Below are 26,635 nucleotides of genomic sequence, written 5' to 3'. Positions count from 1 at the left end.
ACAGCACCGCGCCTTCCGGTCCTAGCCTGGTCCCACCCCGCCACGCGGCGGGATCGACGAGACCGGAGGACGCCACCATGACCGAGACCCCTGCCGCCACCCCCACCGGCGGTGCCGCCGTCCTGCCGCCGCTGCCCCTGGACGGAGTCGAGCGGGTGCTGTGCGTCGTCGCCCATCCCGACGACATGGAGTACGGCGCCTCCGCCGCCGTCGCCGCCTGGGGCGAGGCCGGCATCGAGGTGTCCTACCTGCTGCTCACCCACGGCGAGGCCGGCATGGCCGAGGACCCCGCCGTGATCGGCCCGCTGCGAGCCTCCGAGCAGCGCGCCGCCTGCGACCGGGTCGGCGTCGAGCGCCTGACCATGCTCGACCACCCCGACGGGATGCTCGTCGCCGACCTCGCCCTGCGCCGCGACGTCGCCCGCGAGATCCGCCGGGTGCGGCCGCAGCTCGTGGTGACCGCCGCCTTCGGCGTCGAGGAGTACGGCGCGCTGAACCAGGCCGACCACCGCGCCGCCGGGATCACCACCGCGGACGCCTGCCGTGACGCCGCCAACCCCTGGGTGTTCCGCGAGCTGGTCACGGAGGAGCACCTGGAGTCCTGGGAGCCGCTCGCGCTGCTCGTCGCCGGGGACCAACGACCCACCCACGCCAGCACCGTGCAGGAGCAGCACGTCCGCGCGGCCGTCGACTCGCTGCGCGCCCACGCCGCCTACCTCGAGCACGTCACCGGTCACCCGGCTCCCGAGGACTTCATCCCCGGGATCCTGCGCGAGGGCGGGGCCGCCGCCGGCACCGGGCACGCCGTCACCTGGCGGGTCCACCAGCTCGGCGGCATCGCCGCGGGCGACGACTGACCTGCCCCGTCGAGTCCGGTCGGCACCCACACTTCTGTGCGCTGTGCTTCCGCCAGTGGAAGCACAGCGCACAAGAGTCTGAGGGTCGGGAAGGGTCGAGCCGGGTCAGCGCGCGGTGGAGGCCCCGCGGTCCCGGCGCTTGCGGCCCAGCTCCAGGGAGTCCATGTCCTCCAGCTCGCGGCCCTTCGTCTCGGGCACCTGCGTGAACACGAAGATGAAGCTGATCAGTGCGAACGCGGCGTACAGCCCGTAGGCGAAGCTCAGGCCGATCGCGGAGAGGGAGGGGAAGGACACCGAGATGGTGAAGTTCGCCATCCACTGCGCGGCCGCGGCGACGGCCAGGGCGGAAGCACGGATCCTGTTCGGGAAGATCTCGCCCAGCAGCACCCACACCAGCGGGCCCCAGGTGACGCCGAAGAACATCACGAAGGCGTTGGCGAAGACCAGGGCGATGCCCGACCAGGGCTGCGAGAGGCTGACGGAGTCGCCGACACCCTCCGCGAAGGAGAACGCCAGCGCCATCATCCCGAGCGAGACGAACATGCCTGCGGAGCCGACCAGCAGCATGATGCGGCGGCCCACACGGTCCACCAGCAGGATCGCGATGATCGTGGCGACGATGTTGGTGACCGAACCGATGGTGCTGGTCAGCAGGGCCTGCGACTCGTCGAAGCCGACGGACTGCCACAGGGTCGTGGAGTAGTAGAAGATGACGTTGATGCCGACCAGCTGCTGGAACAGCGAGAGCAGGATGCCGATCCAGACGATCGGCTTGAGGCCGAAGCGATCGCCCAGCAGATCCCGCATCGACTCCTTGCGCTCCCGCTCCAGGGAGGTCTGGATCTGCTGGATCTTGAGGTTCACGTCCAGCTCGCCGGTGAAGTCGTACAGCACCCGGGAGGCCTTGTCGAGCTCGCCCTTGCCGATCAGGTAGCGCGGGGACTCGGGCAGGCGCAGCGCCATCAGGCCGTAGATCAGGGCGGGGATCGCCTCGATCATGAACATCCAGCGCCAGGCGGCGATGCCGAGCCAGAGGGTCTCCGCGGAGCTCCCGGCCACCCCGGCCAGCAGCGCATTGGAGAGCAGGGCGGCGAAGATGCCCAGCACGATCGCCATCTGCTGCAGGGAGCCGAGCCGACCGCGGTACTTCGCGGGGGCGACCTCGGCGATGTAGGCGGGAGCGATGACGCTCGCGGCGCCGACGCCGAGCCCGCCGATCACGCGCCAGACGATGAGGTCGGCGACTCCGACGGCGAGGCCGGAGCCGATCGCGGAGATGAAGAACAAGGCGGCCGCGAGCACCATCACCGGCACCCGGCCGAGGCGGTTGGCCAGGCCGCCGGCGAACCAGGCACCGACCGCGCAGCCCAGCAGCGCCGAGGAGACCGAGAAGCCCTTGAGGAAGACTCCGAGTTCGAAGGCATCGGACATCGCGCCGACCGCGCCGTTGATCACCGAGGTGTCGAAGCCGAACAGGAAGCCGCCCACGGCGGCGGCCACGCTGATCCCGATGACCTTGCGGTTCAGGCCGGGCGCGGGGGCTTCCGCCTGCCCGGGGCCGGAGTGGGGAGAGGACATGTCTACCTCCGTCGCGTCGTTGCAGCTGCGGTCACCGTATACCCGCATCGGGGAGATCGGTCCGTCCGACCGGCGCGGACGACCGCTCGGCCCGTCCCCGAGGTCCCACGGCGGCACGGAGGCTGTGTCCGGGGTCATGGGATATCCGGTGGCGGGGGAGGGGGAGGCGGGGAATACGCTGGGTCGTTGCAGCGTTGTGGAACGCGGTCGCCCTGCGGCCGCCGCAGGTCCGCACGCCCGCACGACCCTCCTTTCCCCGGCCCCCATCGCCGTGGGCCCATCCGTCCCGAACCTCCCGCCGCGCGCGGGCCCGGTTCCCCTCGTCCAGGAGCCCCATGACCTCCCCCCAGTCCACGGCGCCCCCGGCCCCCCACGAGATCGCCCCGCAGGGCATGCGCGTCATCTGGCTGCTGCTGGTCGCCGCCTTCGTGGCGATCCTCAACGAGACCACGATGGGCATCGCCATCCCGCACCTGAACGCGGACCTCGGCCTGCCCCCGGAGCTCGGGCAGTGGCTCACCAGCGCCTTCATGCTGACGATGGCAGTGGTCATCCCGACCACCGGCTTCATCCTGCAGCGCTTCACCACCCGGCAGGTGTTCCTGGCGGCGATCACCACCTTCAGCATCGGCACCCTGGTGTGCATGCTCGCCACCGGCTTCCCGATGCTGGTGGCGGGCCGCGTGATCCAGGCCGGCGGCACCGGCATCATGATGCCGCTGCTGATGACCACGATCATGAACGTGGTTCCCGCCCACTCCCGCGGCCGCATGATGGGCCGCGTCGGCATGGTCATCTCCCTGGCCCCCGCGCTCGGCCCGACCCTCTCCGGCCTGGTGCTGGACTCCCTCGGCTGGCGCTGGCTGTTCGGCATCGTGCTGCCCATCGCCCTGATCGCCCTCGCCCTCGGCGCCCGCTGGATGACCAACCTCGGCGAGACCATCAAGGCCCCCCTCGACGTGCTCTCCGTGGTGCTCTCCGCCCTGGCCTTCGGCAGCATCGTCTATGGGCTCAGCCTGCTGGGCTCGGCCCACGACACCGGCGGCTCCTCCGCCGTCATCCCCGGCACCTCCGGCCAGACCTCCGCGATCATCCTGGTGGTGTTCGGCCTGGTGGTCCTCGCCGTCTTCGCCCTGCGCCAGATCAGCCTGGCCCGACGCGACCGGGCCCTGCTGGACCTGCGGGTGTTCCGCTCCCGCAACTTCACCCTCGCCGTCGTGATCATGGCGGTGGTGGCGATGGCCATGTTCGGCACCCTCACCCTGCTGCCGCAGTACCTGCAGAACGTGGCGGGCCTGGACGGCCTGCAGTCCGGCCTGATCCTCATGCCCGGATCGATCCTGATGGGTCTGCTGGGCCCGGTGATGGGCCGCATCTACGACGCCCGCGGGCCGCGCACCCTGCTGATCCCGGGCACGATGATGATCGCCGCCTCGATGTTCTTCTACTCCACCGTCACCCAGGACACCCCGACGGCGGTGCTGGTGGTCGTGCAGTCGGTGCTCTCGGTGGGCCTGGCGATGTCCTTCACCCCGCTGTTCTCGGCCTCGCTGGGCTCGCTGCAGCGGCGCTTCTACTCCCACGGCTCCGCGGTGCTGAACACCCTGCAGCAGGTGGGCGGCGCCGCGGGCGTGGCCGTGCTGATCGGCATCTACTCCTCGATCCTGCACGCGGGCGAGGCGGAGGGCCTGGACACCGCCGCGGCCGGCGCCCCGGGCGCCCGTGCCGCCTTCTTCGTGGCGGCGCTGATCGTGCTGGTGCCGGTGGTGCTGGCGTGGTTCATCCGCAAGCCCGAGGAGGGCGAGGAGGCCCCGGAGCAGGCCGCCGCGGCCGACGACGCCCCGGCGCCCGTCGGGCACTGATCCCCGGTCCCACGCGACGGGCCGTCCCATCCGTGGGCGGCCCGTCCGTCTGTCCGGGGACTTTCGCGGGCGTCGCCCTCAGCCGGGTCGGCGGATCGCGGCCGCGTAGTCGTCCAGCACCGCGAGGATCCCCTCGTGCTGCCAGATCCGCCCCCGGGCCGCGCCCGTCCTCTCCTGCAGCACCCCTGCCTCGGTGAGCTGGGCGAGGGCCCGCTGCGCCGAGGCGTCCGCGACGCCGAGCGCGCGGCGGACGGCGGCCGCGTCGATCACGGGCTGGCCGACCAGCAGCGGCAGCAGCCGCCACCCCACCGCCTGCGGTCGCAGGCCGGCGAGCCGTTCCCGCGCCTCCTCCAGCTCGGCGCCGAGGTCCCGTATCAGGGCGCCGCCGGTGACGGCCGCGTAGCGCGCGGCCTGCGCCATCGCTTCCACGATCGGCCGGGCGTCCCCGGCGCGGAAGGCGGTGAGTGCGGCGATGTAGGCGTCGAGCTCCCGCAGCAGGCCCGCGGACAGCGGCGGGGTCAGCGTGGTGAGCAGCCCCTTTCCGTGCAGCAGCGCGTGCACGAGGGCGCGGCCGGTGCGACCGTTGCCGTCGGTGAAGGGGTGGATGGTCTCCAGCTGGGCGTGGGCGAGGGCGGCGTGGATCAGCACCGGCAGGTCGTCCCGAGCCAGGAACCGCACCAGGTCGTCCATCGCGGCGGGGACCTCGGCGGCCTCGGGAGCGATGAAGGAGGCACCACGCGGGGAGTGGGCGCCGCGGCCGATCCAGACCAGCTGCTCGCGCAGCCGCCCCGCCTCCTCGGCGTGGCGGGGGTCCTCGGCCAGCAGCGCCTGCTGCATGGCGAGCACCGCCGGCAGGTCCAGCCGTTCGGCGAGGGCGATCGCGGTCTCCATCGCCCGGACGTTCGCCACCACCATGCGGGCATTCGTGCTGGTGGAGGCGCGCAGCTCGGCCAGGGCCAGCTGGCGGGCGCCGACGGTGAGGTCCTCGATGCGGGAGGAGGAGGCGGACTCCGTGCGCAGCAGGATCGAGGCCATCGGCCCGAGCGTCGGATGCGTGCCGCCGAGGGTCGCCGCTGCCTCGCGGTCCAGCGCGACCAGCGCGGCCTCGGCCTCCGCCGCGTCGGCGGCGAGGTCCCCGGGCACGGCGAGGCTCAGCTCCGCGAGCGGCGCGGGGATCGCGGCGTCGTAGGGGCCGGTGCCGGCGGCGCGGGCGCGGCGGGAGACCAGTCCGGTGTCCGGCACCGTCCAGTGGCCCTCCCGGTGCCCGATCGGCGGGATGGGCAGCGGCGCGGGATCCGTGTGCACGAGCGCCCCCTTACTAACAGTTTTGAGAGAACTGTAAGTAAGGGGGCGCTCGGTGGCAAGGCCGCGGGGCGGTTCCCGGAGAGGGCTCAGCCCTCGGACTCGAGGCGCTCCAGCTCCTCCTTCCGCAGCTCGAACCGGAGATGCGTGACATCTGCGCCGCTGACGGACGACGCGAGATCCAACGAGGGAAACGGCTCGTCGCCGAAGAGGGGCACTCCTCCTCCGAGCACGGTCGGGACCAGGTCGATGGCGAGGGCATCGAGTAGTCCGACCGTGGCGCACTGGCGCATGATCTCCGGGCCGCACACCAGGATGTCCTTCCCCTCGGCCGCGCGGTGAGCAACCTCCATCGCCGCAACCACTCCCTCCTCGACGAAGGTGAACGGGGAGGGTCGATGTGACCACTCCGGTGCCTCGCGATGGGTCACGACGATGACCGGGACATCGAGCGGGTGGCGGCCGCCCCACCCCTGCGCGAGATCGAAGGTTCGCCGGCCGCACACGATCGCCCCGCTCCGGTGGGAACGGCTGGTTCGCGCCGTAGTGCCCTGCTCGGTGTAGTTCATGTCATCGAGTGATGTATCGATGTCCACAGCGCCGACCATCCACTCGTACAGGGCGCTGATGTCGTGCTCACTATCCGCGACATATCCATCGAGGGACATGGAAAACTCAGCTCGTACTTCTCCCATGAGGTAATTCCTCTCATTTCATTGCGGTTGCAGGTGATGATTTCTCGGATTCGTCGCCTCGGGAGAGCCCCCGATGTCCGATGTCTGATGTCTGATGTCTGATGTCTGAGGTCTGAGGTCTGATGTCCGATGTCTGACGTCCGCTGGTGCATGAAATCCGGAGGACGCGGCGATCCTCCTGTGGAGCGCGGTCTGCGAAACACAGCAAACGGACGGGGACGGGATGTCACGCCGGCGAGATCGTCGTCCTCAAGGACTCCGCGATGGCTCTGCCGAAGTCGGTACTCATGGCATCCGGCCGGGTCAGCAGCCGAAACCAGAGCGGACCGAACGCCAGGTCGAGGAGATCATCGTCCGTGAGCGGCGAACTCAGCTCGCCGGTCGAGCGAGCGATGCGGAGTCGCTGGGCATAGGAGGCCCGCATCGGGCCGAACACTGCGTCCTCGAATGCCCGGCGCAAGGCCTCGTCGACTTGAGATTGGGCTATGACGGCACGGATGATCGGCGTCTGGTCGGCGCGCGACATCTGTTCAGCGACGCGGGAGAGAAGATTCGAGAGGTCGTGAACGAGGTCCCCGGTGTTCTCGAAGCTGACGGCCCAACGGTCCCGTTCTTCGGTGACCGCGTCGAGCAGGACCGCGCCGAGCGATGGCCACCAGCGGTAGATCGTCTGCTTCCCGACGCCGGCCTGCTTCGCGATCGCTTCGATCGTGAGGCGGTGCCGTCCTTCCTGGATGAGAGTGAGGCAGGCTGACAGGATCGCGTGCCGCGACTCCTCGGACCGTCGACGCGGATTGGGTGTCGAACCCATCAGTTCGCGCACCAGGAGGGTGGGCATTGGTGAACCAACGCTTCTTCAGAGTCGTCCCGTAGGAGCGGTGCCAGATGAGGAGAGTCGTCCATTTCGGTCCCTTCGTCGTTCCCGTGTGCCGGCGCCCGGTACGCCGGCGAGGCGAGACGTATCGTCTCGTCGTGGAGACGTTACAACGAGACGGCTCGTCTCGTCAATGAATCGTCCTCTTCAGGACCGCAGAGTGCGTCGGCCGAGGAATCGCGCGGATTCTCAGCACGTGGACGCCATGGGGCCCGGGTCTCGGATCCCACGCGTTGTCGATGGACGTCCGAGGAGTGTCGAGAAAGGGACCTGGTCGCGCCGTCAGCAACCGACACGTCAACAGCTGAAGGGGCCCGAGCGCAGCGGCACACTCCGTCCGGCGGGCCGTGCCCGCGTCGGGAGCGCCCGAGGGCTCAGCCCTCGGACTCGAGGCGCTCCAGCTCCTCGTCGACCACCTTCGGGTCGAGCTTGGTGAAGATGGGGGAGGGCTTGGCGACCGGGCGTCCCACGACCACGTCGCGGTGGCCCCAGGCGGGCACGCCCGAGTAGTCGCCGGTGATGATCGGGTAGCCGGGGCCGCCGTCGAGGTCCTCGGCCTCCTCCAGGCGCGGCAGGGGAGCCACCTCGAGCTCGCCGCCCAGCGCCTTCTCGACCTCGTTGGCGGAGAACGGCAGGAACGGCGCCAGCATCGTGTTCAGGTCGGTGACGGCCTGGGCGAGCACGTGCAGCATGGTCAGCAGCCGCGGCCGCTGCTCCTCGGCCTTCAGCTTGTAGGGCTCGGTCTCGGAGACGTAGCGGTTCGCCTCGCCCACCAGGCGCATGGCCTCGGCGATCGCGGCCCGCTGCCGGTGCGCCTCGATGAGGCCGCCGACCGTCTGGAAACCGGCCTCGATCTGCTCCAGCAGCGCCCGGTCCACGTCCTCCAGCTCGCCCGCCGCGGGGATCTCCCCGACGTTCTTGGCGATCATCGCGGCGGTGCGGTTCACGAGGTTGCCCCAGCCGGCCACCAGCTCGTTGTTGGTGCGGGAGACGAACTCGGCGAAGGTGAAGTCGGCGTCCTGGTTCTCCGGTCCGGCGGCGGAGATGAAGTACCGCAGCGCATCGGGCTGGTAGCGGTCCAGGATGTCCCGCACGTAGATGACGATGCCCTTGGAGGAGGAGAACTTCTTGCCCTCCATGGTGAGGAACTCGCTGGAGACCACCTCGGTGGGGAGGTTCAGCTCGCCGAACTGGCCGGGGGTGCCGCCGTGGTCGCCCTTGCCGTTCTGGGCCAGCATCTCCGCGGGCCAGATCTGGGAGTGGAAGACGATGTTGTCCTTGCCCATGAAGTAGTAGGTCAGGGCCTCGGGGTCGTTCCACCACTTGCGCCACAGATCCGGGTCGCCCTGGCGGCGCGCCCACTCCACGGAGGCGGAGAGGTAGCCGATCACGGCGTCGAACCAGACGTAGAGGCGCTTGGTGGGCTGGTCCTCCCAGCCCGGCACCGGGATGCCCCAGTCGATGTCGCGGGTCATCGCGCGGGGCTTGATGTCGCGCAGGATGTTCTGGCTGAAGCGGATCACGTTGGGCCGCCACAGGCCGGTGGCCTCGCGCTCGTCCAGCCAGCGCCCGAGCTCCGCCGCGAGCGAGGGCAGGTCCAGGAAGTAATGGGTGGTCTCGATGAACTCCGGGGTCTCCCCGTTGATGCGGGAGACCGGGTCGACGAGGTCCGTCGGATCGAGCTGGTTGCCGCAGTTGTCGCACTGGTCGCCGCGGGCGCCGGAGGCCCCGCAGATGGGGCAGGTGCCCTCGATGTAGCGGTCGGGCAGGGTGCGGCCCGTCGACGGGGAGATCGCGCCGGAGGTGGTCCGCTCGATCATGTAGCCGTTGTCCCGCACGGCCACGAACATGTCCTGAACCACCTGGTAGTGGTTGCGGGTGGTGGTGCGGGTGAACAGGTCGTAGGACAGTCCGAGCGCGACCAGGTCCTCGACGATCACCCGGTTGTTGCGGTCGGCGAGCTCGCGGGCGGTGACGCCTTCGGCGTCGGCGGCCACCAGGATCGGGGTGCCGTGCTCGTCGGTGCCGGAGACCATGAGCACGTCGTGACCCGCCATGCGCATGTAGCGCGAGAAGACGTCGGAGGGGACGCCGAAGCCGGCGACGTGACCGATGTGACGGGGACCGTTGGCGTACGGCCAGGCGACCGCGGACAGGACTGTGCTCATGGGTCACGATTCTACGGAAGAAACGTCGCTGATCGGCCACGGGAGGTCGCGGCGTGACACGACCCGCCGGGTCGCCCCCAGCCCGTGGGTGCGAAGGGGGCTCCGCCAAGGCCTCCCTCCCGGTCCGCACCCGGCCTACCGTCGACGGTGACGGCCGGGCCGCGAGCGCGGCCCCGAGCACCAGGAGGAGCATCCATGAGCACCGAGACCTTCGCGCAGATCTTCGCCCAGGGCGAGCCCAACGAGGCCTTCGCCCAGTACTTCATCGGTCAGAGCTACCTGGCGCCGCTGGTCGGCGGGAACGTGCCGGTCAGCAACGTGACCTTCGAGCCGGGCTGCCGCAACAACTGGCACGTCCACCACGGCAGCGAGGGCGCGGGTGACCAGGTCCTGCTGTGCACCGCCGGCAGCGGCTGGTACCAGGCCGAGGGGGAGGAGCCGGTGAGCCTCGAGCCCGGCAGCGTGGTGCGCGTGCCCGCCGGCACCAAGCACTGGCACGGCGCGAAGGCCGACGCCTGGTTCAGCCACCTCGCCTTCATCACCCCCGGCAAGGACGTGCGCAACGAATGGCTCGAGCCCGTCACCGACGAGGTCTACGGGCGGCTGCCCGGCGCCGGGGCCTGACCGGGAGCGCGCGCCGTCGGGTCTGCGGAGTCCGGCATCTCCATGATCCGTTCCCCGTCCACCGACTGCACCGGTGCGCCCGAGCGTAGCGCCCACATCCGGCGCACGCGACGATACGGACGTGTCACACCCCGTCGTCGGAGCGGGCCCGGGGCCCGCAGGCCCCGATACGCTGGGGCCATGAGCACCGAAGGACTCACCGCTGCCCAGCAGAAGATGGCCGACGCCGGGGTCGCGCAGCCCGCGATCGACGTCTTCTCCCACTACTACGGACAGCTCGAGGAGGGGGTGACCGGCACCATCCCCGAGGACACCATCGAGCCCTACCTCGACCCGCCCCGCCTCGAGGACGTGCAGATCGACCCGCGCCAGGCCAAGGACGCCTTCGACCAGCTCGCCATCATCAACCTCAACGGCGGCCTGGGCACCTCGATGGGCCTGGACCGCGCCAAGTCGCTGCTGCCCGTGCGCGACGGCCAGAGCTTCCTGGATCTCATCGCCCAGCAGGTGCTTGCCGCCCGGAAGGCCACCGGCTCCCGGCTGCCGCTGATCTTCATGAACTCCTTCCGCACCCGGGAGGACACCCTCGAGGTGCTCGCGAAGTACCCCGAGCTGCCCGTGGACGGCCTGCCGCTGGACTTCCTGCAGAACAAGGAGCCCAAGCTCCGCACGGACGACCTGACCCCCGTCGAGTGGCCCGCCGAGCCCGACCTCGAATGGTGCCCGCCCGGCCACGGCGACATCTACACCGCGCTGCTCACCTCCGGGGTGCTGCGCAAGCTGCTGGACGCCGGCTTCCGCTACGCCTCGGTCTCCAACTCCGACAACCTCGGCACCGTGCCCAGTCCCGTGCTGGCCGCCTGGTTCGCCGGCACCGGCGCCCCCTATGCCGCCGAGCTGTGCCGCCGCACCCCGGCCGACCGCAAGGGCGGCCACCTCGCCGTGCGCAAGGCCGACGGGCAGCTCATCCTGCGCGACACCGCGCAGACGCCCGCCGAGGAGATGGACTACTTCACCGACGAGCACCGCCACCCGTTCTTCCACACCAACAACCTGTGGTGGGACCTCGAGGCGATCGACCGGATCCTCACCGAGCGCCAGGGTGTGATGGGCCTGCCGCTGATCCGCAACGAGAAGACCGTCGACCCCGCCGACAAGACCTCCACCCCCGTCTACCAGATCGAGTCCGCGATGGGCGCCGCGATCGAGGTGTTCGAGGGCGCGACCGCGATCGTCGTCGGCCGGGAGCGGTTCCTGCCGGTCAAGGCCACCAGCGACCTGCTGCTGATCCGCTCGGACCTCTACGATCTCGACGAGCGCCGGGCCCTGGTGCAGCAGGTGGAGCCGCTGCCCGCGGTGTCCCTCGCCGCCGGGCCGTACAAGCTGATCGGCGACTTCGAGCCGCGCTTCGCCCACGGCATCCCCTCGCTGCGCGAAGCCGTCAGCCTGGACGTGCAGGGCGACTGGACCTTCGGGGCCGACGTCACCGTGGTCGGCGACGCCGTGCTCGGCGCCGAGGGCGGCACCCTGCCCGAGGGCGCACGGCTGGGCACCGTCACCGCCTGAGCGCACCGACGCAGCAGGGGCGCGGAACCGGTGATCCGGTCCCGCGCCCCTGTCGTCGACGTCGGGTGTGCCCGCCGATCAGGCGGGCCCGCGCTCCCAGCCCCGGCCCCCGGTGAGGTCCAGGGTGTGGGGGAGGAGGTTCCCGTAGCGGTGGTTGGTGGCGCTGATCGCCTGCTCGTGCAGGAAGGTCAGCAGCTCCACCCGGCCCGAGGCCAGCACCGGCCCGGTGAACAGCGCGATCTCGATGCGCTGGGCGTGGGCAGCCAGCAGCGTCGGATCGGGCTCGCCCAGCAGGCGGATGCGGGAGCAGGTCAGCACCGGCAGGCGGTCCGCGAAGGCGTCCGCGTCCTCCACCCGGATCGCCTCGGCGGGGATCCCGGCCTCGCGGGCCACCGCCACCAGCGACTCCTCGGCCACGGAGACCTCGACCTCGGCGCCCACCGTCGCCCCGGCGTACAGCACGCGGGTCAGCTCATGGACGGGGGTGCCCGCGGCGGCGCGCACCAGCACCGGCAGCGGCAGGTAGCGCAGCACGTTGATCTCGCCGTGCAGCTGCTGCTCGTCGCGCGGGGCGAAGGTGGTGGCCCACTGCTCCAGATCCGAGGCGCGGGCCGCCTCCAGCCACGCCACCGGGTCCTCGGCGGGATCGGGGATGGTCGGCCCGTCGGCCTGGTCCATCAGGTGGATCAGGTAGTTCGGGCCGCCGGCCTTCGCGGTCTGCCCCACGGCCGAGCGCTTCCAGCCGCCGAAGGGCTGCCGCTGCACGATCGCGCCGGTGATCCCGCGGTTCACGTACAGGTTGCCGGCCTCGACGTGCTCGGTCCACCAGGCGATCTCGTCGGGATCCAGGGAGTGCAGGCCGGCGGTCAGCCCGTAGCTGGTGCCGTTCTGCATCCGCACCGCGTCCTCGAGGGTGTCCGCGTGCATGATGCCGAGGATCGGCCCGAAGTACTCGGTGAGGTGGTAGGTCGAGCCCTCGCGGACGCCGCGGCGCACGCCCGGGGTGAACAGGCGGCCCTCCTCGTCCAGCTGCCGCGGCTCGGCCAGCCAGCTCTGCCCCTCGCCGAGGCCGTGCAGGCCCGCGGCCAGCTTCTCCCCGGGAGGCTCGATGATCGGGCCCATCTCCACGGTCGGATCGGTCGGCTCGCCCACGTGCAGCGACAGCACCGCGTCGGCCAGCTGCGCCCCGAAGCGACGGGACTTCGAGACCGAGCCGACGGTGATCACCAGCGAGGCCGCCGAGCACTTCTGGCCGGCGTGGCCGAAGGCGCTGGCGGCGACGTCCTTGGCCGCCAGATCGAGGTCCGCGTGCGGGGTGACGATCAGAGCGTTCTTGCCGCTGGTCTCCGCGAGCACCCGCAGCTGCGGCCGCCAGGAGGAGAACAGGGTGGCGGTCTCGTAGGCACCGGTGAGGATCAGCTGCTCGATGCGCGGATCGGAGATCAGCGCCTTGCCGACCTCGTCCTCCGGCACGTCGATCAGGGTGAACACGCCCTCGGGGACGCCCGCGTCGTGCATGATCGCTCCGATCACGGCGCCGCAGCGACGGGCCTGCGGGGCCGGCTTCATGATCACGGCGCTGCCGGTGACCAGGGCCGCCAGGGCGCCGCCGGTGGGGATCGCCACCGGGAAGTTCCACGGCGGCGTCACCAGGGTCAGCGGCCGCGGCGTGAAGACGACGTCCTCGCGGCGCGCCATCCGCTCGGCCTGCTCGGCGTAGTAGAGGGCGAAGTCGATCGCCTCGGAGACCTCCGGGTCGCCCTGGGCGAGGGTCTTGCCGGTCTCGGAGGCCATCACCTCCAGCAGCTCGCCGCGGTGGGCGGCCAGCTGCCGCGCCACCCGGCGCAGCACCATCGCCCGCTTCTCCACCCCGAGCGCCGCCCAGGAGCGCTGCGCCTCCAAGGCGCGGGAGATCACGGCCTCCACCCCCTCGAGGGTGTCCACGTGATCCGCCTCGGCCTCCTCCACGCCGAGCGTGGAGGAGCGGATGCGGTGGGTGATCTGCCCGGCCCAGAGCTGGTTGGCGCGGGTGGAGATGTCGGTGTCCGGGGTGTTGCGGAAGGCGCCCGGCACCGTCGGGAGCGCCTCGGAGCCCAGCTCCGGCGGACCGTCGTAGGCCTCGCCGGTGCGGTCCTGGGTGCGATGGGTGGGCGCGGAGGTCTCGCCCAGGGCCTTCGCCAGCGAGCGGGAGAAGCGGCCCTCCTCGCGGGCGAACAGCTCGGCGGACTCGTCGAGCTCGAACAGGGCCGACATGAAGTTCTCGGAGGAGGCGTTCTCCTCCAGGCGGCGCACCAGGTAGGAGACGGCCACGTCGAACTGCTGCGGGTGCACCACCGGCACGTACAGCCGCATCGTGCCCACGGCCTCGCGGACCACGGACTGGTGGCCGGGCGCCATGCCGGCGAGCATCTCGAACTCGACGCCGGTGCCCTCCCCGGCGGGGATGCCGCGCTCGGTCATCAGCAGGTGCGCGAAGGCCACGTCGAAGAGGTTGTGCCCGGCCACACCGAGGTGCACGGAGGCCAGCGTCTCGGGGCGCAGCGCCTCCAGCAGCATCCGCTTGTACTGGGCGTCGGTGTCCTCCTTGCTCAGCAGCGGGGCCTGCTGCCAGCCGTGGACCGAGCCCTCGACCTGCTCCATCGCCAGGTTCGCGCCCTTGACCAGGCGCACCTTGATGGGGGCGCCGCCGGCGGCGACACGGCGCTCGGCGAACTCCCGCAGCCGCTCCATCGCCCGCGGGGCGTCGGGCAGGTAGGCCTGCAGCACGATGCCGGCGTGGAAGCCCTCCAGCTCCGGCCGGTCCAGCAGCTTCTCGAAGACCTGCAGGGTCAGCTCGAGGTCGCGGTACTCCTCCATGTCCATGTTCAGGAAGGTGGGGTGCTCCGCACGGGCCGCCTCCAGGTACAGCGGCAGCAGCGTCTCCACGATGTGGTCGACGGTCTCGGCGGCGGCCCACATCGGCAGGTGGTCCACGATCGAGGAGACCTTGATGGAGGCGTAGTCGACGTCGTCGCGTCGCACCAGCTCGCGCACGCCCTCGAGGCGGCGGGAGGCCTCCTGGGCGCCGAGCACGGCTTCGCCCAGCAGGTTCAGGTTCAGCTTGGTGCCGTCGGCGGTGAGCCGCGCGATGGAGGCGGTCAGCGGCGCCGGGCGGGCATCGAGGATCAGGTGGGAGACCATCTGCCGCATCACCCGGCGGGCGGTCGGGACCACCAGCTGCGGCGCGAGCTTCGAGGTGGCCCCGCCCAGGCCGATCACGCGACGCATCGCGGGCGGCAGGAACTGCGGGGGATCCTGCGCCAGCCGGCGCAGCTCCACGGCCGCGGCCTTCGGGTCCTCGGGACGGATCACCCGGTCCACGAAGGCGAGGGTGAAGTCCAGACCCTTGGGGTCCCGCAGCAGCCCGGTGAGCAGCTGCGCCGCCCCGGGGACGGGCCGGGTGGCCGCCGCGGCAGTCCAGTCCCGGACCTGGGCGGAGACCTCGCTGGCGGTGAGGTCCGTGGACAGGTGGTCGGCGCGATCGGGGGACGTCGGGGACACCGGCAATGACTCCTCTAACACCGTGAACGGCGGGTGGACGGCACGGGGCGACGCTGCCCCGATCCATCGATCGTAGGGCCTCGCGGAGGGTGGTCCCGACCACGCGGTCCCGCGACGGCGGGGCGGCCCCCGCATCGTCGCCGGGACCGGACCTTCCGGGCCGGCCGGGGAGCCGTCGTCACCATTCTGTGACACCATGCACGCACCCCACCGGCCGGGGGCGCAGGGGCGCCCGTCGGCCCCGAGCGAAGGAGAACCCCATGAAGAAGTTCCTGTTCCTGGCCGGCATCGCGATCGGCGTCGTCATCGGCTCCAAGCTGGGCCGCGGCCCGTACGAGTCCCTCGAGCGCACCGCCAAGCAGGTGGCGAACGATCCCGAGGTGCAGCGCCGCGCCGAGCAGGCCAAGGAGGCCGCCGGAAAGGCCGCGCAGGACGCCGCCGAGACCGTGAAGGAGAAGGCCCCCGAGGTCGCTTCCGCCGTGCAGGGCGCCGCCGCCGGTGCCGCGAGCGCCGCCAAGGACAAGGTCTCCGGCTCCGGCGAGGAGCCGAGCGGGGACAACCCGGCCGCCGGCGGCGAGGCCGAGGTCGGCGACGACAAGCCCCTCAGCTCCTGACCCCTCGGTCGGTCCGGCCCTGCCGGGACCGACCGCGCGCACCCCGCGCCGGGGTCGCCGCTCCCCGCTGGGACCTGCTCAGCCGAGGACGGTGACCCCGGCCCGCTGCTGTTCGTCCAGGAAGCAGGGCCCGCACAGCGACTGGTACGTGACCGCGTCGTCCGGACCGCCGGGCGCGCCGCCCTCCGGGCCGTCGTCGATCGCCACTTGATCGCCCTCGAAGACGTAGCGGCCACCCACGCGGCGGCAGTTGAACTCGGCCTGGGAGCCGCAGCGGCACATGGTGGGCAGCTTCTCCACGTTGTCGGCCAGCTCGAACAGGCGCTGCGCCCCCGGGAAGGTGGTCGTACGGAAGTCGGTGCGCAGGCCGTAGCAGATCACCGAGATGCCGTCCCGCTTCGCGATCAGGAACAGGTGGTCGATCTGCGCGGGCTCGAGGAACTGCGCCTCGTCCACCAGCACCGCGTGCAGCGGCCGCAGCCCCTCCGCGTCCGCCACCCGGTGCACGTGGGCGCGCAGGTCCTCTTCCGGCGCCGCCAGCACATCGACCCGGCGACTGGCGCCGCCTCTCGCCACCACCCGGTCCTCGCCCTTGGTGTCCAGGGCCGGCTTCACCGTGAGCGTCGCCAGGCCCCGCTCGTCGTAGTTGTAGGCCGTCTTGATCAGGGTGTCGGACTTCCCGGAGTTCATCGCTCCGTGCTTGAAGTGCAGCTTGGCCATGTGTGAAGGGGCTCCGTGGGCTCGGTCGGGGGAGCGTCAGCTGACGCCCAGGCGCGGGGACGAGTGTAGGTCGGTCCCCGGACCGTCCGCGCGGGGCATACTGGTCGGCGGTCCGTCGCCGCCCCCGCGACGGCCCGTCCCCACCCGAAGGAGCAGCCGTGAGCCCACGCCGTGAGAGCCCCGCCGAGGGCGGCCCGCGTCCCGCCGGCGCCCGCAAGCCCTACACCCGTGCCAACGCCGCGAACAGGACCGGGCGCGAGAGCCTCTCCCGCCGCCTCGCCGCCGGCGACCCGCGCAGCGACCACGCCCCGCAGCGACGCATCCCCGTGGGCCTGTCCTCCTCCTCCGTGTTCCCCGCCGGGGTCGAGGAGTGCTTCCGGGTGGCCGACCAGGTGGGCTACGACGGGGTGGAGGTGATGGTGTCCTTCGCCAAGGACACCCACGACCCCGAGTCGCTGCGCGCCTACGCCGAGCGCTACGACCAGCCGATCATGTCGCTGCACGCCCCCACCCTGTTCTTCCTGCAGACCCTGTGGGGCCGCGACCCCTGGGTGAAGATCGAGCGCACCGTGCAGCTGGCCCAGGAGCTCGAGGTTCCCACCGTGGTCGCCCACCCGCCGTTCCGCTGGCAGGGGAGGTACGCCCACGAGTTCGTGGACGGCGTCGCCGAGCTGGAGGACCGCTACGGCGTCGCCATCGCGGTGGAGAACATGTACCCGTGGCGGCTCGGCGTCCGGGAGGTCCTCACCTATCTGCCCGACCACGACCCCACCGACGAGGACTACGCCCACGTCACCGTGGACCTCTCCCACGCCGCGACCGCCGGGGACGACGCCCTGGCGATGATCGAGCGGCTGGGGGAGCGGCTCACCCATCTCCACCTGGCCGACGGCTCCGGCTCCACCACCAAGGACGAGCACCTGCCGCCGGGGGAGGGGAACCAGCCCTGCGCCGAGGTGCTGCGGCGCCTGGCCAACCGCGGCTGGGGCGGCTCCGTGCTGCTGGAGGTCAACACCCGCGGCGCCGGCGGCGAGGCCGCCCGCACCCGGATGCTCGAGCAGTGCCTGCTGTTCGCCCGCCACCACCTGGGCCATCACCTGGACGAGGAGACAGGCACAGGGGCTGGCCCCGACGCCCCCTGAGTCACCCGCCACCCCGCTCCGGCTCGGGCCTGGCCGTCGGATGGAGTCAGAGCGACAGTGCCCCGCATATACGCGGGCAGTGCCTCTCACACTCCATCTCGTGGACACGATCGGCGGAGCCGGCGGCGCGGACCGGGGCGACGTGGGATCGGACACCCCTTCGGCGGGCGTCCAGGGCCCGGTGGGACAATGATCGACGCCGGCGAGCGCCCGACCCCGTTCCCGCGCCCCGGCACGGACGGCGAGGGGCCGCCCACCACCCGGATCCACCGGATCACATCGACGAGGAACGAACGAGGTCACGCACGCAGATGGGGAACACCGCCTTCGTCCACCAGAACACGTCCCTGCTGGCGGTCGAGATGACCCTGCCGCAGGTGCGGGTCACCTCCGACGAGATCGACGAGATGCTCGCCCCGGCCCGCAAGCGCCTCCGCCTGCCCAAGGGCGTGCTGCAGCGCGTGGCCGGCGTCTACGAGCGCCGCTGGTGGAAGGACACCGAGAACGGATGGAAGCAGGGCATCGTGCTCGCCGCCGAGCGCGCCATGGCCAAGGCCGGGATCATGCGCGACCAGGTGGGCCTCATCATCAACGCCTCCGTCTCACGCCAGCACCTCGAGCCCGCCGTGGCCTCCACCGTGCACCACTCGCTCGGCCTGCCCCCGAGCGCCATGAACTTCGACATCACCAACGCCTGCCTCGGCTTCGTCAACGCGATGACCATGGCCGCCGGGATGATCGACTCCGGCCAGGTGCAGTACGCGCTGGTGGTCGGCGCCGAGGACGTCGAGGAGGTGCAGCACGGCACCATCGACCGGCTGAACTCCAAGACCTCCACCCGGGACGACTTCAACAACCAGTTCGCCTCCCTCACCCTCGGCTCCGGCGCCGCCGCCGCCGTGCTCGGCCCCACCGACAAGCACCCCGAGGGCCACCGCCTCAAGCTCACCCAGGGCCGCGCCGGCACCCAGCACCACGAGCTGTGCATCGGCGACATGGACGACATGCGCACCGACTCGGCGGGCCTGCTGGAGAACGGCATCGACCTGATCATGGACACCTGGCGCGACGCCAACGAGCAGGGCCACGACTTCCGCAGCATCGAGCACGTGATCCCGCACCAGGTCTCGATGGTCTACACCCGCAACTTCTCCACCATCACCGGGGTGGGCATGGACCGCATCCCCGTGACCTTCCCCGACTGGGGCAACATCGCCGCCGAGGCCGTGCCGATGACCCTGGCGAACCATCAGCAGAACATCCAGCGCGGGGAGCGGGTGCTGCTGCTCGGCGTCGGCTCCGGCCTGAACACCGCCTTCATGGAGGTGGAATGGTGATGCCCGGCATGACCCGTCACGTGCGCGACGTCGCCGAGGTCCCGTCCCAGCCCGGCGTCCCCGATCAGCTGCACCGCATCGAGCACGTCCGCGACCACACGGGCGTCGAGCGCCGCTGGCACCTGCTGGACTCCGGCCCCTGGCTGGCCGAGCGCGGCATCACCCCGCGCGGCACCCTGCTGGCGGTGCACGGCAACCCCACCTTCTCCTTCCTGTTCCGCTCCCTGGTGCGGGAGGACCTGCCCTGGCGGCTGATCGCCGTGGACCAGCTGGAGATGGGCTGGTCCGAGCGCACCGGCACCGTCCGCCACCTGCAGGACCGCATCACCGACCTCTCCCTGCTGACCGACGCCCTCTCCCTGCGCGGTCCCGTCGTCACCATCGGCCACGACTGGGGCGGCATCGTCTCGGTGGGCTGGGCGCTGGACAACCGCCACGACGTCGCGGGGATGGTGCTGACCAACACCGGGATCCACCAGGAGCTCGGCGAGCAGCTGCCGGCCGCGCTGCGCCTGGCCACCGCCCCCGCGGTGCTGCCGGCCACGACCTCCCTCACCGACGCGTTCCTGCGCACCACCCTCTCGCTCTCGCAGCCGCCGCTGCCGCGCGAGGTGCAGGACGCCTACCTCGCCCCCTACCGGGGCCGCGCCCGCCGCCGCGGCATCGAGGACTTCGTCGCCGACATCCCCGACACCGCCGGCCACCCCTCCCGCCCCACCCTGGAGCGCCTCGCCGAGGGCATCAAGGAGCTGGACGTGCCCACCTTCTTCGCCTGGGGCCCGCGGGACATCACCTTCTCCGACCGCTACCTGCGCGACCTCATTGCCCGGGTGCCGCACGCCGCCGTGCACCGCTTCGAGGGCACCTCCCACCTGGTGTGGGAGGACGCCGACGTGGCCGGCACCCTCGCCGCCTGGCTCGCGGAGCCCTTCGACGAGCACGGCGCCCCGCGCGCCGAGCGCGACGCCCGCCCCGTCTCCGCCCATGCCGAGCAGGCCCCCGGCGGCGCCGTCGGCGCGGCCATCGCCCGCCTCGCCGCCGACCCCGGCCACGTCCACGGCCCCGCCGTCGTCGAGATCGGCTCCGAGGACGCCCCCGGCCGCGAGATCACCTGGTCGCTGCTGCACCGCCGGGTGGAGGACATCGCCAGCGGCATGCTCGCCCACGGCGTGCGACCCGGCGACCGGGTCAGCGTGCTCATCACCCCCGGTGCCGACCTCACCGGCGTACTGTACGCCTGCCTGCGCATCGGCGCGGTCGCCGTGATCGCCGACGCGGGCCTGGGCACCGACGGCCTCACCCGCGCCGTCGTCGGCTCCCATCCCGACTGGATCATCGGCATCCCCAAGGCCCTTACCGGTGCCCGCGCGCTGGGCTGGCCCGGCCGCCGGATCAGTGTCGAGCAGCTGCCCACCGTGGACCGCACCGTGCTCGGCGTGGAGACCTCCATCGCCCAGCTCGCCGCCTCCGGCGCCCACATGCGCGACCTCGGCGCCCCGCTGGACGCCGCCTGGCCGGAGCCCGGCGACGATGCCGCCGTGCTGTTCACCTCCGGCTCCACCGGCCCGGCCAAGGGCGCCGTCTACACCCACGCCCAGATGGGCGCGATGTTCGCGGCCGTCGGCGACACCCTGCAGCTGGACCCGGAGCGCGGCCTGGTGGCCGGCTTCGCGCCCTTCGCGCTGCTCGGGCCCGCCCTGGGTGCCCCCACGGTGGTGCCCGACATGGACGTCACCCGCCCCGGGGAGCTCACCGCGAGCGCCCTCGCCGCGGCGGTCGACGCCCTCGGCGCGCCCGCCGTGTTCACCGCCCCCGCGGCGCTGCGCAACATCCTGGACACCGCCGAGACGCTGGACGATCGCGGCCGCGCGGCCCTGGCGCGGGTGCCGAGCTTCTTCTCCGCCGGCGCGCCCATCGCCCCGCACCTGCTGCGGGAGCTGGCCGGGCTGATGCCCGCCGCCCGCGCGCTGACGCCCTACGGCATGACCGAGTGCCTGGCCGTCACCGCGATCGACCTGGCCGGCATCGAGGAGGCCGGGGAGGGATCCGGCGTCTGCGTCGGCACCCCCGTGCCCCGCGTCGAGCTGGCCATCGCGGTGATGGACGCAGACGGAGCCACCACCGGGGAGATCTCCACCGCTGCGGACGTCACCGGCGAGATCCTGGTGCGCGCCCCGCACGTCCGCGACCGCTACCTGATGCTGTGGGGCACCACCCACACCTCGATGCGCTTCCCCGGCTGGCATGCCACCGGCGACGTGGGCCACCTCGACGCGGCCGGGCGCCTCTGGGTGGAGGGCCGCGCCGCGCACGTGCTCGCCACCGCCGAGGGCCTGTTCACCCCGGTGCGGATCGAGGACGCCGCCGAGTCGGTGCCCACCGTGCGCCGCGCCGGCGCCGCGGCCGTCGGCCCCCGCGGCACTCAGCAGGTGGTCGTGGTCCTGGAGACCACCGAGGGCTACCGGGCCGGGAAGCCCGGGAAGCCGCGCCCTGCCGAGCCGTCCCTGTTCCAGGCCGTGCGTCGCGCCGTCGGCGAGGCCACCGGCGCGCCCGTGGTGGCCGTGTTCACCACCCGCACCCTGCCCACCGACATCCGCCACAACTCGAAGATCGACCGGGCGGCCCTGTCCCGCTGGAGCGAGCAGACCCTGCGCGGCGAGCGGGCGGAGGCCCTGTGAGCCCGCGCCGGGTGCTGGTCACCGGCGCCTCGGGGATGCTCGGCGGCGCCGTCGCCGAGCTGCTGCGCGACCGCGGCGATCAGGTGGCCGCCTTCCAGCGCCGCCCCGCCGGGATCCCCGGCGTCGAGGACCGTCTGGGCTCCCTCACCGACCCCGCGGCGGTGGCCCGCGCCGCCGAGGGCCGGGACGCGATCGTGCACCTGGCCGCGAAGGTCTCGATTTCCGGCCCGGAGGAGGAGTACCGCGCGATCAACATCGGCGGCACCGAGAACGTGCTGGCCGCGCTGCGCGCCCAGGGCGGCGGCCACCTGGTCAACGTCTCCTCGCCCTCCGTCGCGCACCTGGGCAGCGCCATCGTCGGCCTCGACGCCACCCCCGCGGACCCCGAGCGGGCCCGCGGCCCCTACGCCCGCACCAAGGCCGCCGCCGAGCTGACCGCGATGTCAGCCGACGGGCACGACGGCCTGCTGGTCACCTCGATCCGCCCGCACGTGGTGTGGGGCCCGGGGGACACCCAGCTGGTGGGACGCATCGTCGAGCGCGCCTCCACCGGACGCCTGCCGCTGCTGGACGACGGCATGGCGCTGATCGACACCACTTACGTCGACAACGCCGCCGGGGCGATCGTCGCGGCCCTGGACCGCATCGAGGACGTCCACGGGGAGAGCTTCGTGGTCACCAACGGCGAGCCCCGCACCGTGCGCGACGTCTTCACCGGCTTCTGCGAGGCCGCCGGGGTGCCGGGGCCGCGCCTGCGCATCCCCGGCTCCGTGGCGCGCCTGGCCGGCCGCGTGGTGGAGCGCCTCTGGGAGGCCCGCCCCGGCCACGACGAGCCGCCCATGACGGAGTTCCTGGCCGAGCAGATGTCCACCGCCCACTGGTTCGACCAGCGCCGCACCCGCGAGCGCCTGCAGTGGGAGCCGACCGTCAGCCTGGACGAGGGCTTCGAGCGGCTCGCCGCCTGGTACCGCGAGCACCCGCTGGGATCCTGAACGAGGAGAGCACCATGACCCCCGGACCATCCCAGACCACCCCCGATCCGTCCGTCCAGGGCGAGGGCCTGCAGGACGAGGCCGCGCTGCGCGCCGAGATCGACGCCGAGCTGGCCGCCGAACGGGCGGGGCGCTCCCGCGCCGGGCTGCGGCGCACCGGGGCCGTGCTGCTGATCGGCGGCGCCGTCGCCTGGATCGCGGCCCTCACCCTGCTGATCGACAAGCTGTACCTGCTGCAGAACCCGGGGGCGAGCCTCGCCTGCGACGTCAACCCCTTCATCTCCTGTGGCAGCGTGATGATGACCTGGCAGGCCTCTGCCTTCGGTATCCCGAACATGGCGATCGGTCTGGCCGGCTTCGCGATCATGGGCGTGCTCGGTGCGCTGATGCTCTCCGGCGTGCGCCTGCCCACGTGGATGCGCTGGGCGCGCCTGGGCGGGATGACCTTCGCGTTCGGTTTCATCCACTTCCTGGCCTTCTCGGCGATCTTCGTGATCGGCGCGCTGTGCCCCTGGTGCATGGTGGTCTGGGTCTGCACCGCCCCGATGTTCTTCGCGACCCTCGCCCACACCCTCGAGGACGGCGACCTGCCCCTGCCCGCGACGCTGGCCGGGCTGCTGCGGCACTGGGTGCTGCTGACCCTGGCCTGGTACCTGCTGGTCGTGGTGGTCATCGTGCTCGCCTTCTGGGCGCAGTGGCTGGCGGTGCTCGGCTTCTGAGCCGCCGCCGCTGACGGGAGGGCCTGGGGCAGCGCGGTTCCTCCCCACCGCGCGGGCATCCCCAGCCGGTTGCCCCCACGGGTGGGCGGTGAGGGCGCGCGCCTAGCGTTCCGGCATGGGAACGGGACATCGGCGCCGAGGTGGCGCCCGAGCCGGCCGGCATCGGCGTGGGGACGCCGCGCGGCCTGCGGGTGCCCGTTCCCCGGGGGAGGCGTCGTCGGGCTCGCCGGGGGGCGCCCGGCGACGTCTCCCTGCCCCGTCCCTGCCCTCGCTGCTGGGCATCGCGGTGCTGGTGCTGATCGGCCTCGGCGCCGTGCACCTGTCGGGGCAGGGGACCGCCGTGCCGACCGCGATCGAGACGACGGCCCCGGCCGCAGCCGACCCCACGGAGGCGGCTGCCGCCTCCGGAACGGAGGGCGCCACGAGCCCAGCGGCGGACGGCACTGCCTCCGCGGAGGGCGGCACGTCCGGGCAGGGCGACGACGCCGACGACGCGAAGAGCGGGGATGTCGTCGTGCACGTCTCCGGGGCCGTCGCCGAGCCAGGGGTGGTGACCCTGCCCGCCGGCAGCCGGGTGGACGCCGCGGTGCAGGCCGCTGGCGGCCCCACCGAGGACGCCGAGCTGGACTCCGTCAACCTGGCCCGCACCCTGGTGGACGGCGAGCAGATCCACGTGCCCCTGCCGGGGGAGGAACCCCCGGCCGTCGCGAGCGCGCCCGCCGAGGACGGCGACGCCGGACAGGGCACCACGGACGATGCGACGGGCTCAGCCGGGGCCGGCGGCTCCGGCCTGATCGACCTGAACACCGCCGACGCCGCCGCATTGGAGGAGCTGCCCGGGGTGGGGCCCGCCATCGCCGCCCGCATCATCGAGTACCGGGATGCGAACGGCCCCTTCACCAGCGTCGACGAGCTCGAGGAGGTGCCCGGCATCGGCCCCGTCACCCTCGAGGAGATCCGACCGATGGCGACCGTGTGATGGGAAGCGCCGAGCTCCGCCTCGTTCCCGCCGCCCTCGTGATCTGGGCGCTGGCGATCCTCGGGACGCTCGCCGGGACCGGCGCCGCCCTGGCGGCCGGCGTGCTGCTGCTCGTCGGAGTGCTGACCGCCCTGCTCACCGGCGCGGGCACGACCTGGCGGGGTCCCCTCACCGCGCATCTCGCCCTGGTGCTGCTCGCCGCGTCGCTGCTGATGCCCGCGTTGCACCGTCAGGAGGCGGCACGGGACGCGCTGGCGGGCGCCTCCGGCAGCACGGTGGAGCTGGCCGTGCGGCTGGCCTCCGAGCCGGAGGCGCCGAGCAGCGGCCCTGCCTGGGCCCGCACCGGGCTGCAGGCTCGCGCCCGCACCCTGCGCGGTCCCGCGGAGCTCGGCGCAGAGCAGACCGTGCTGCCCGCCGCCGTGCCCGTCCTGCTGCGCGCCGAGGACGCCGGCGCCGAGGGACTCTCCGGGGTCGGCGACGGCCAGGTGGTCATCGTCCGCGGCACCCTGCGCGACGCCGACGGGCTGCTGGTGCTCCAGGCGCGCACCGTGGCACCGGCGGCGACGAACGGCCCCGGCGGCGCCGCCCAGGACCTCCGCCAGCGCCTCCGCCTCGGTTTCCGCGACCGCACCGCCGCCCTGCCCGCCGACGAGGCGGCCCTGCTGCGCGGCATGACCACCGGCGACACCCACGGCCTCGGCGAGGACAGCGAGCAGGCGATGCGCCGCGCCGGGATCTCGCACCTGGTAGCGGTCTCGGGAGCCAACATCGCCCTGGTGATCGCGGCGGTGCTGGTGCCGCTGCTGCTGCTCGGGGTGCGGCGCCGACCGCGACTGCTGGCCGCGATCGTGCTCGCAGGCGCCTACGTCGCCCTGGTCGGGGACGAACCCAGCGTGCAGCGGGCCGCCACCATGGCCCTGCCGCTGCTGCTGGCCCGCCTGGCCGGGGTGCGTGCCTCCCCGGTCGCCTGCCTCGCCGCCGCCGTCGCCCTGTGGTCCGTGCTCGACCCGGTCACTGCCGCCTCCGTGGGCTTCCTGCTCTCCGCCCTGTCCACCGGGGCGATCCTGCTGGCCGCGCCGCCGCTGGCCCGCGTGCTCCACGCGGCCACCGGGCAGCGCCTCCCGGTGTCCGCCGCGCTCGTGCTCGCGGTGCCGCTGGTGGCCCAACTGGTCTGTACGCCGGTGCTGATCCTGCTGGCCCCCGAGGTGTCCCTGTGGACCGTCGCCGTGAATATGGCCGTCGCGCCCCTGGTCGGCCCCACCACCGTGCTCGGCATCCTCGCCCTCGTGGCAGGCCTGGTCTGGCCCGCTGCCGGGGCCCTACTCGCCCAGATGGGGGCCGGAGGCGCCCACGTTGTGCTGCTGACCGCCCATACCGCTGACGCACTCCCCGGCTCCCGGGTGCCCGTGCCGGCCGGGGCCACCGGTGCCCTCGCGGCCGCCGGGATCCTCGCCGCCCTGGCCGTGGCCCTCGCCCTGCGCCACCGCCGCCCCGTCCGCTGGGCCACGGCCGCGCTGCTGGTCGTCCTGCTCGCCCCGCCCGCGGTGCGGTTGCTGCCGGGCGCCACCGACGACTCCTGGCGGATCGCCGCCTGTGCCGTCGGCCAGGGCGATGCGATGGTGCTGCGGGGGAGCGGCCCCGACTCGCCGACGGTGCTGGTGGACACCGGGCCGGACCCGGCCCTGCTCACCCGCTGCCTGGACCTGCTGGAGGTGCGCCGCATCGACCTGCTGATCCTCAGCCACCCGCACGCCGACCACACCGGCGGAGCCGAGGCCCTGCGCGGTGCCCGGATCCCGGCCGCGCAGTGGGTGTGTCCGCTGCCCGAGTCCGGGACGCAGGCCGCCCCGGAGCCTGCGCCGGAGACCGCGCTGCGCGGGGACTCCTGGGCGGGGGATGGCCTGGACCTGGAGGTGCTGTGGCCGCCCGACCTCGCGGCCATCGAGCAGGCGGCGCGCCTCGATGCCGACACCGGCGAGCAGGACGCCGCCAACGACTGCTCGATCACTCTGTCCGCCACCTGGGCCGACGGCACCCGATTGGTGGCCCTCGGCGACCTCGAGCCCGCCGCGCAGGCCGTTTTGGCCGAGCTCGACCCCGGCCCCGTTGACGTGGTGAAGGTCGCCCATCACGGCTCCCGTTTCCAGGAGCCCGTGCTCTACGAGTCCCTGGATGCGCGCACCGCCCTGGTCACCGTCGGCCAGGACAACACCTTCGGCCACCCCACGCCGGAGCTGCTCGGCATGCTCGAACAACAAGGATCGGTCGTGCTGCGCACCGACCGCGACGGCACCGTCGTGCTCGGCCCCGGCCCGGATCCCGAGGCGAGATCCGTCGGACCTCCCCGGTAGGATCGGGCCCGCCCGTCACCAGCGGCGGCGTCCCCGT

19 protein-coding genes are annotated in these 26,635 nt (G+C 72.7%); 12 read left to right on the top strand and 7 right to left on the bottom strand.

Annotation, left to right across the window (positions count from 1 at the left end; translation table 11 throughout):
• Positions 1-77: 77 nt before the first annotated feature.
• Entirely contained in the window at positions 78-857 is a 780-nt protein-coding gene (locus OM98_RS11495; protein ID WP_010534776.1) for a PIG-L deacetylase family protein, read from the top strand.
• 105 nt (positions 858-962) lie between these two features.
• Here OM98_RS11495 and OM98_RS11490 read toward each other — a convergent pair whose 3' ends face one another.
• Positions 963-2,435, bottom strand: coding sequence for a sugar porter family MFS transporter (locus OM98_RS11490; RefSeq protein ID WP_010534775.1), 1,473 nt, complete (start codon positions 2,433-2,435; stop codon positions 963-965).
• 335 nt (positions 2,436-2,770) lie between these two features.
• On the opposite strand from OM98_RS11490, the gene OM98_RS11485 reads away from it, so the two are divergent.
• The gene (locus OM98_RS11485) at positions 2,771-4,297 is read left to right on the top strand and encodes an MDR family MFS transporter (RefSeq protein WP_010534774.1); all 1,527 of its coding nucleotides are present in this window, start codon (positions 2,771-2,773) and stop codon (positions 4,295-4,297) included.
• A 78-nt stretch (positions 4,298-4,375) separates the two neighbouring features.
• On the opposite strand, the gene OM98_RS11480 is transcribed toward OM98_RS11485, so the two are convergent.
• The 4 genes from OM98_RS11480 to metG all read right to left on the bottom strand — a co-directional run bounded on the left by OM98_RS11480 (position 4,376) and on the right by metG (position 9,336).
• Positions 4,376-5,602, bottom strand: coding sequence for a Fic family protein (locus OM98_RS11480; RefSeq protein ID WP_010534773.1), 1,227 nt, complete (start codon positions 5,600-5,602; stop codon positions 4,376-4,378).
• Positions 5,603-5,688: 86 nt separating this feature from the next.
• Entirely contained in the window at positions 5,689-6,294 is a 606-nt protein-coding gene (locus tag OM98_RS11475) for a dihydrofolate reductase family protein (RefSeq protein ID WP_029362826.1), read from the bottom strand.
• A gap of 226 nt (positions 6,295-6,520) precedes the next feature.
• Positions 6,521-7,132 carry a TetR/AcrR family transcriptional regulator gene (locus OM98_RS11470; protein WP_010534771.1) on the bottom strand — a complete coding sequence of 204 codons (612 nt, stop codon included), beginning with the start codon at positions 7,130-7,132 and terminating at the stop codon, positions 6,521-6,523.
• 410 nt (positions 7,133-7,542) lie between these two features.
• The gene (gene metG, locus OM98_RS11465) at positions 7,543-9,336 is read right to left on the bottom strand and encodes a methionine--tRNA ligase (protein WP_010534770.1); all 1,794 of its coding nucleotides are present in this window, start codon (positions 9,334-9,336) and stop codon (positions 7,543-7,545) included.
• 195 nt (positions 9,337-9,531) lie between these two features.
• Between metG and OM98_RS11460 the strand changes: the two genes are divergently transcribed.
• Together OM98_RS11460 and OM98_RS11455 are read left to right on the top strand one after the other, a co-directional pair.
• Positions 9,532-9,960: a cupin domain-containing protein gene (locus tag OM98_RS11460; RefSeq protein WP_010534769.1), complete on the top strand. Its 429-nt coding sequence runs from the start codon at positions 9,532-9,534 to the stop codon at positions 9,958-9,960.
• A gap of 180 nt (positions 9,961-10,140) precedes the next feature.
• Positions 10,141-11,526 (top strand): UTP--glucose-1-phosphate uridylyltransferase, encoded by a 1,386-nt coding sequence (locus OM98_RS11455; RefSeq protein WP_010534768.1) that lies wholly within the window; start codon positions 10,141-10,143, stop codon positions 11,524-11,526.
• Positions 11,527-11,604: 78 nt separating this feature from the next.
• Here OM98_RS11455 and OM98_RS11450 read toward each other — a convergent pair whose 3' ends face one another.
• A complete protein-coding gene (locus tag OM98_RS11450; RefSeq protein WP_010534767.1) occupies positions 11,605-15,066 on the bottom strand; it encodes a bifunctional proline dehydrogenase/L-glutamate gamma-semialdehyde dehydrogenase in 3,462 nt (1,153 codons plus the stop codon).
• A 260-nt stretch (positions 15,067-15,326) separates the two neighbouring features.
• Here OM98_RS11450 and OM98_RS11445 point away from each other — a divergent pair, with 260 nt between their 5' ends.
• Positions 15,327-15,680 carry a hypothetical protein gene (locus tag OM98_RS11445; protein ID WP_010534766.1) on the top strand — a complete coding sequence of 118 codons (354 nt, stop codon included), beginning with the start codon at positions 15,327-15,329 and terminating at the stop codon, positions 15,678-15,680.
• A gap of 78 nt (positions 15,681-15,758) precedes the next feature.
• Here the strand turns inward: OM98_RS11445 and OM98_RS11440 are convergent, their stop codons facing one another.
• Entirely contained in the window at positions 15,759-16,400 is a 642-nt protein-coding gene (locus OM98_RS11440) for a thymidine kinase (protein ID WP_010534765.1), read from the bottom strand.
• A gap of 158 nt (positions 16,401-16,558) precedes the next feature.
• Between OM98_RS11440 and OM98_RS11435 the strand changes: the two genes are divergently transcribed.
• From OM98_RS11435 to OM98_RS11405, 7 genes are all read left to right on the top strand, one after another.
• Complete coding sequence (locus OM98_RS11435) at positions 16,559-17,542, top strand: sugar phosphate isomerase/epimerase family protein (protein WP_010534764.1); 984 nt, start codon at positions 16,559-16,561, stop codon at positions 17,540-17,542.
• A 311-nt stretch (positions 17,543-17,853) separates the two neighbouring features.
• Positions 17,854-18,879, top strand: coding sequence for a 3-oxoacyl-ACP synthase III (locus OM98_RS11430; RefSeq protein ID WP_010534763.1), 1,026 nt, complete (start codon positions 17,854-17,856; stop codon positions 18,877-18,879).
• Positions 18,873-21,557: an alpha/beta fold hydrolase gene (locus OM98_RS11425; protein ID WP_010534762.1), complete on the top strand. Its 2,685-nt coding sequence runs from the start codon at positions 18,873-18,875 to the stop codon at positions 21,555-21,557. Before OM98_RS11430 ends, OM98_RS11425 begins: the two co-directional genes overlap by 7 nt.
• On the top strand, positions 21,554-22,549 hold the full coding sequence (locus OM98_RS11420) for an NAD-dependent epimerase/dehydratase family protein (RefSeq protein WP_010534761.1): 996 nt from the start codon (positions 21,554-21,556) through the stop codon (positions 22,547-22,549). Before OM98_RS11425 ends, OM98_RS11420 begins: the two co-directional genes overlap by 4 nt.
• 14 nt (positions 22,550-22,563) lie before the next feature.
• Positions 22,564-23,268, top strand: coding sequence for a vitamin K epoxide reductase family protein (locus OM98_RS11415; RefSeq protein ID WP_010534760.1), 705 nt, complete (start codon positions 22,564-22,566; stop codon positions 23,266-23,268).
• Positions 23,269-23,608: 340 nt separating this feature from the next.
• A complete protein-coding gene (locus OM98_RS11410; protein WP_245528773.1) occupies positions 23,609-24,247 on the top strand; it encodes a ComEA family DNA-binding protein in 639 nt (212 codons plus the stop codon).
• Positions 24,247-26,598: a ComEC/Rec2 family competence protein gene (locus tag OM98_RS11405; RefSeq protein WP_033195169.1), complete on the top strand. Its 2,352-nt coding sequence runs from the start codon at positions 24,247-24,249 to the stop codon at positions 26,596-26,598. The genes OM98_RS11410 and OM98_RS11405 overlap by 1 nt, the downstream gene beginning before the upstream one ends.
• The last annotated feature ends 37 nt before the right edge of the window (positions 26,599-26,635 follow it).

The sequence above is a fragment of the Brachybacterium squillarum M-6-3 genome (genome assembly GCF_000225825.1).
GTDB classification, from domain to species: Bacteria; Actinomycetota; Actinomycetes; order Actinomycetales; family Dermabacteraceae; genus Brachybacterium; species Brachybacterium squillarum.
The sequence above is the reverse complement of the archived record's forward strand: the minus strand, read 5'-3'. Positions and strand labels throughout refer to the sequence as shown.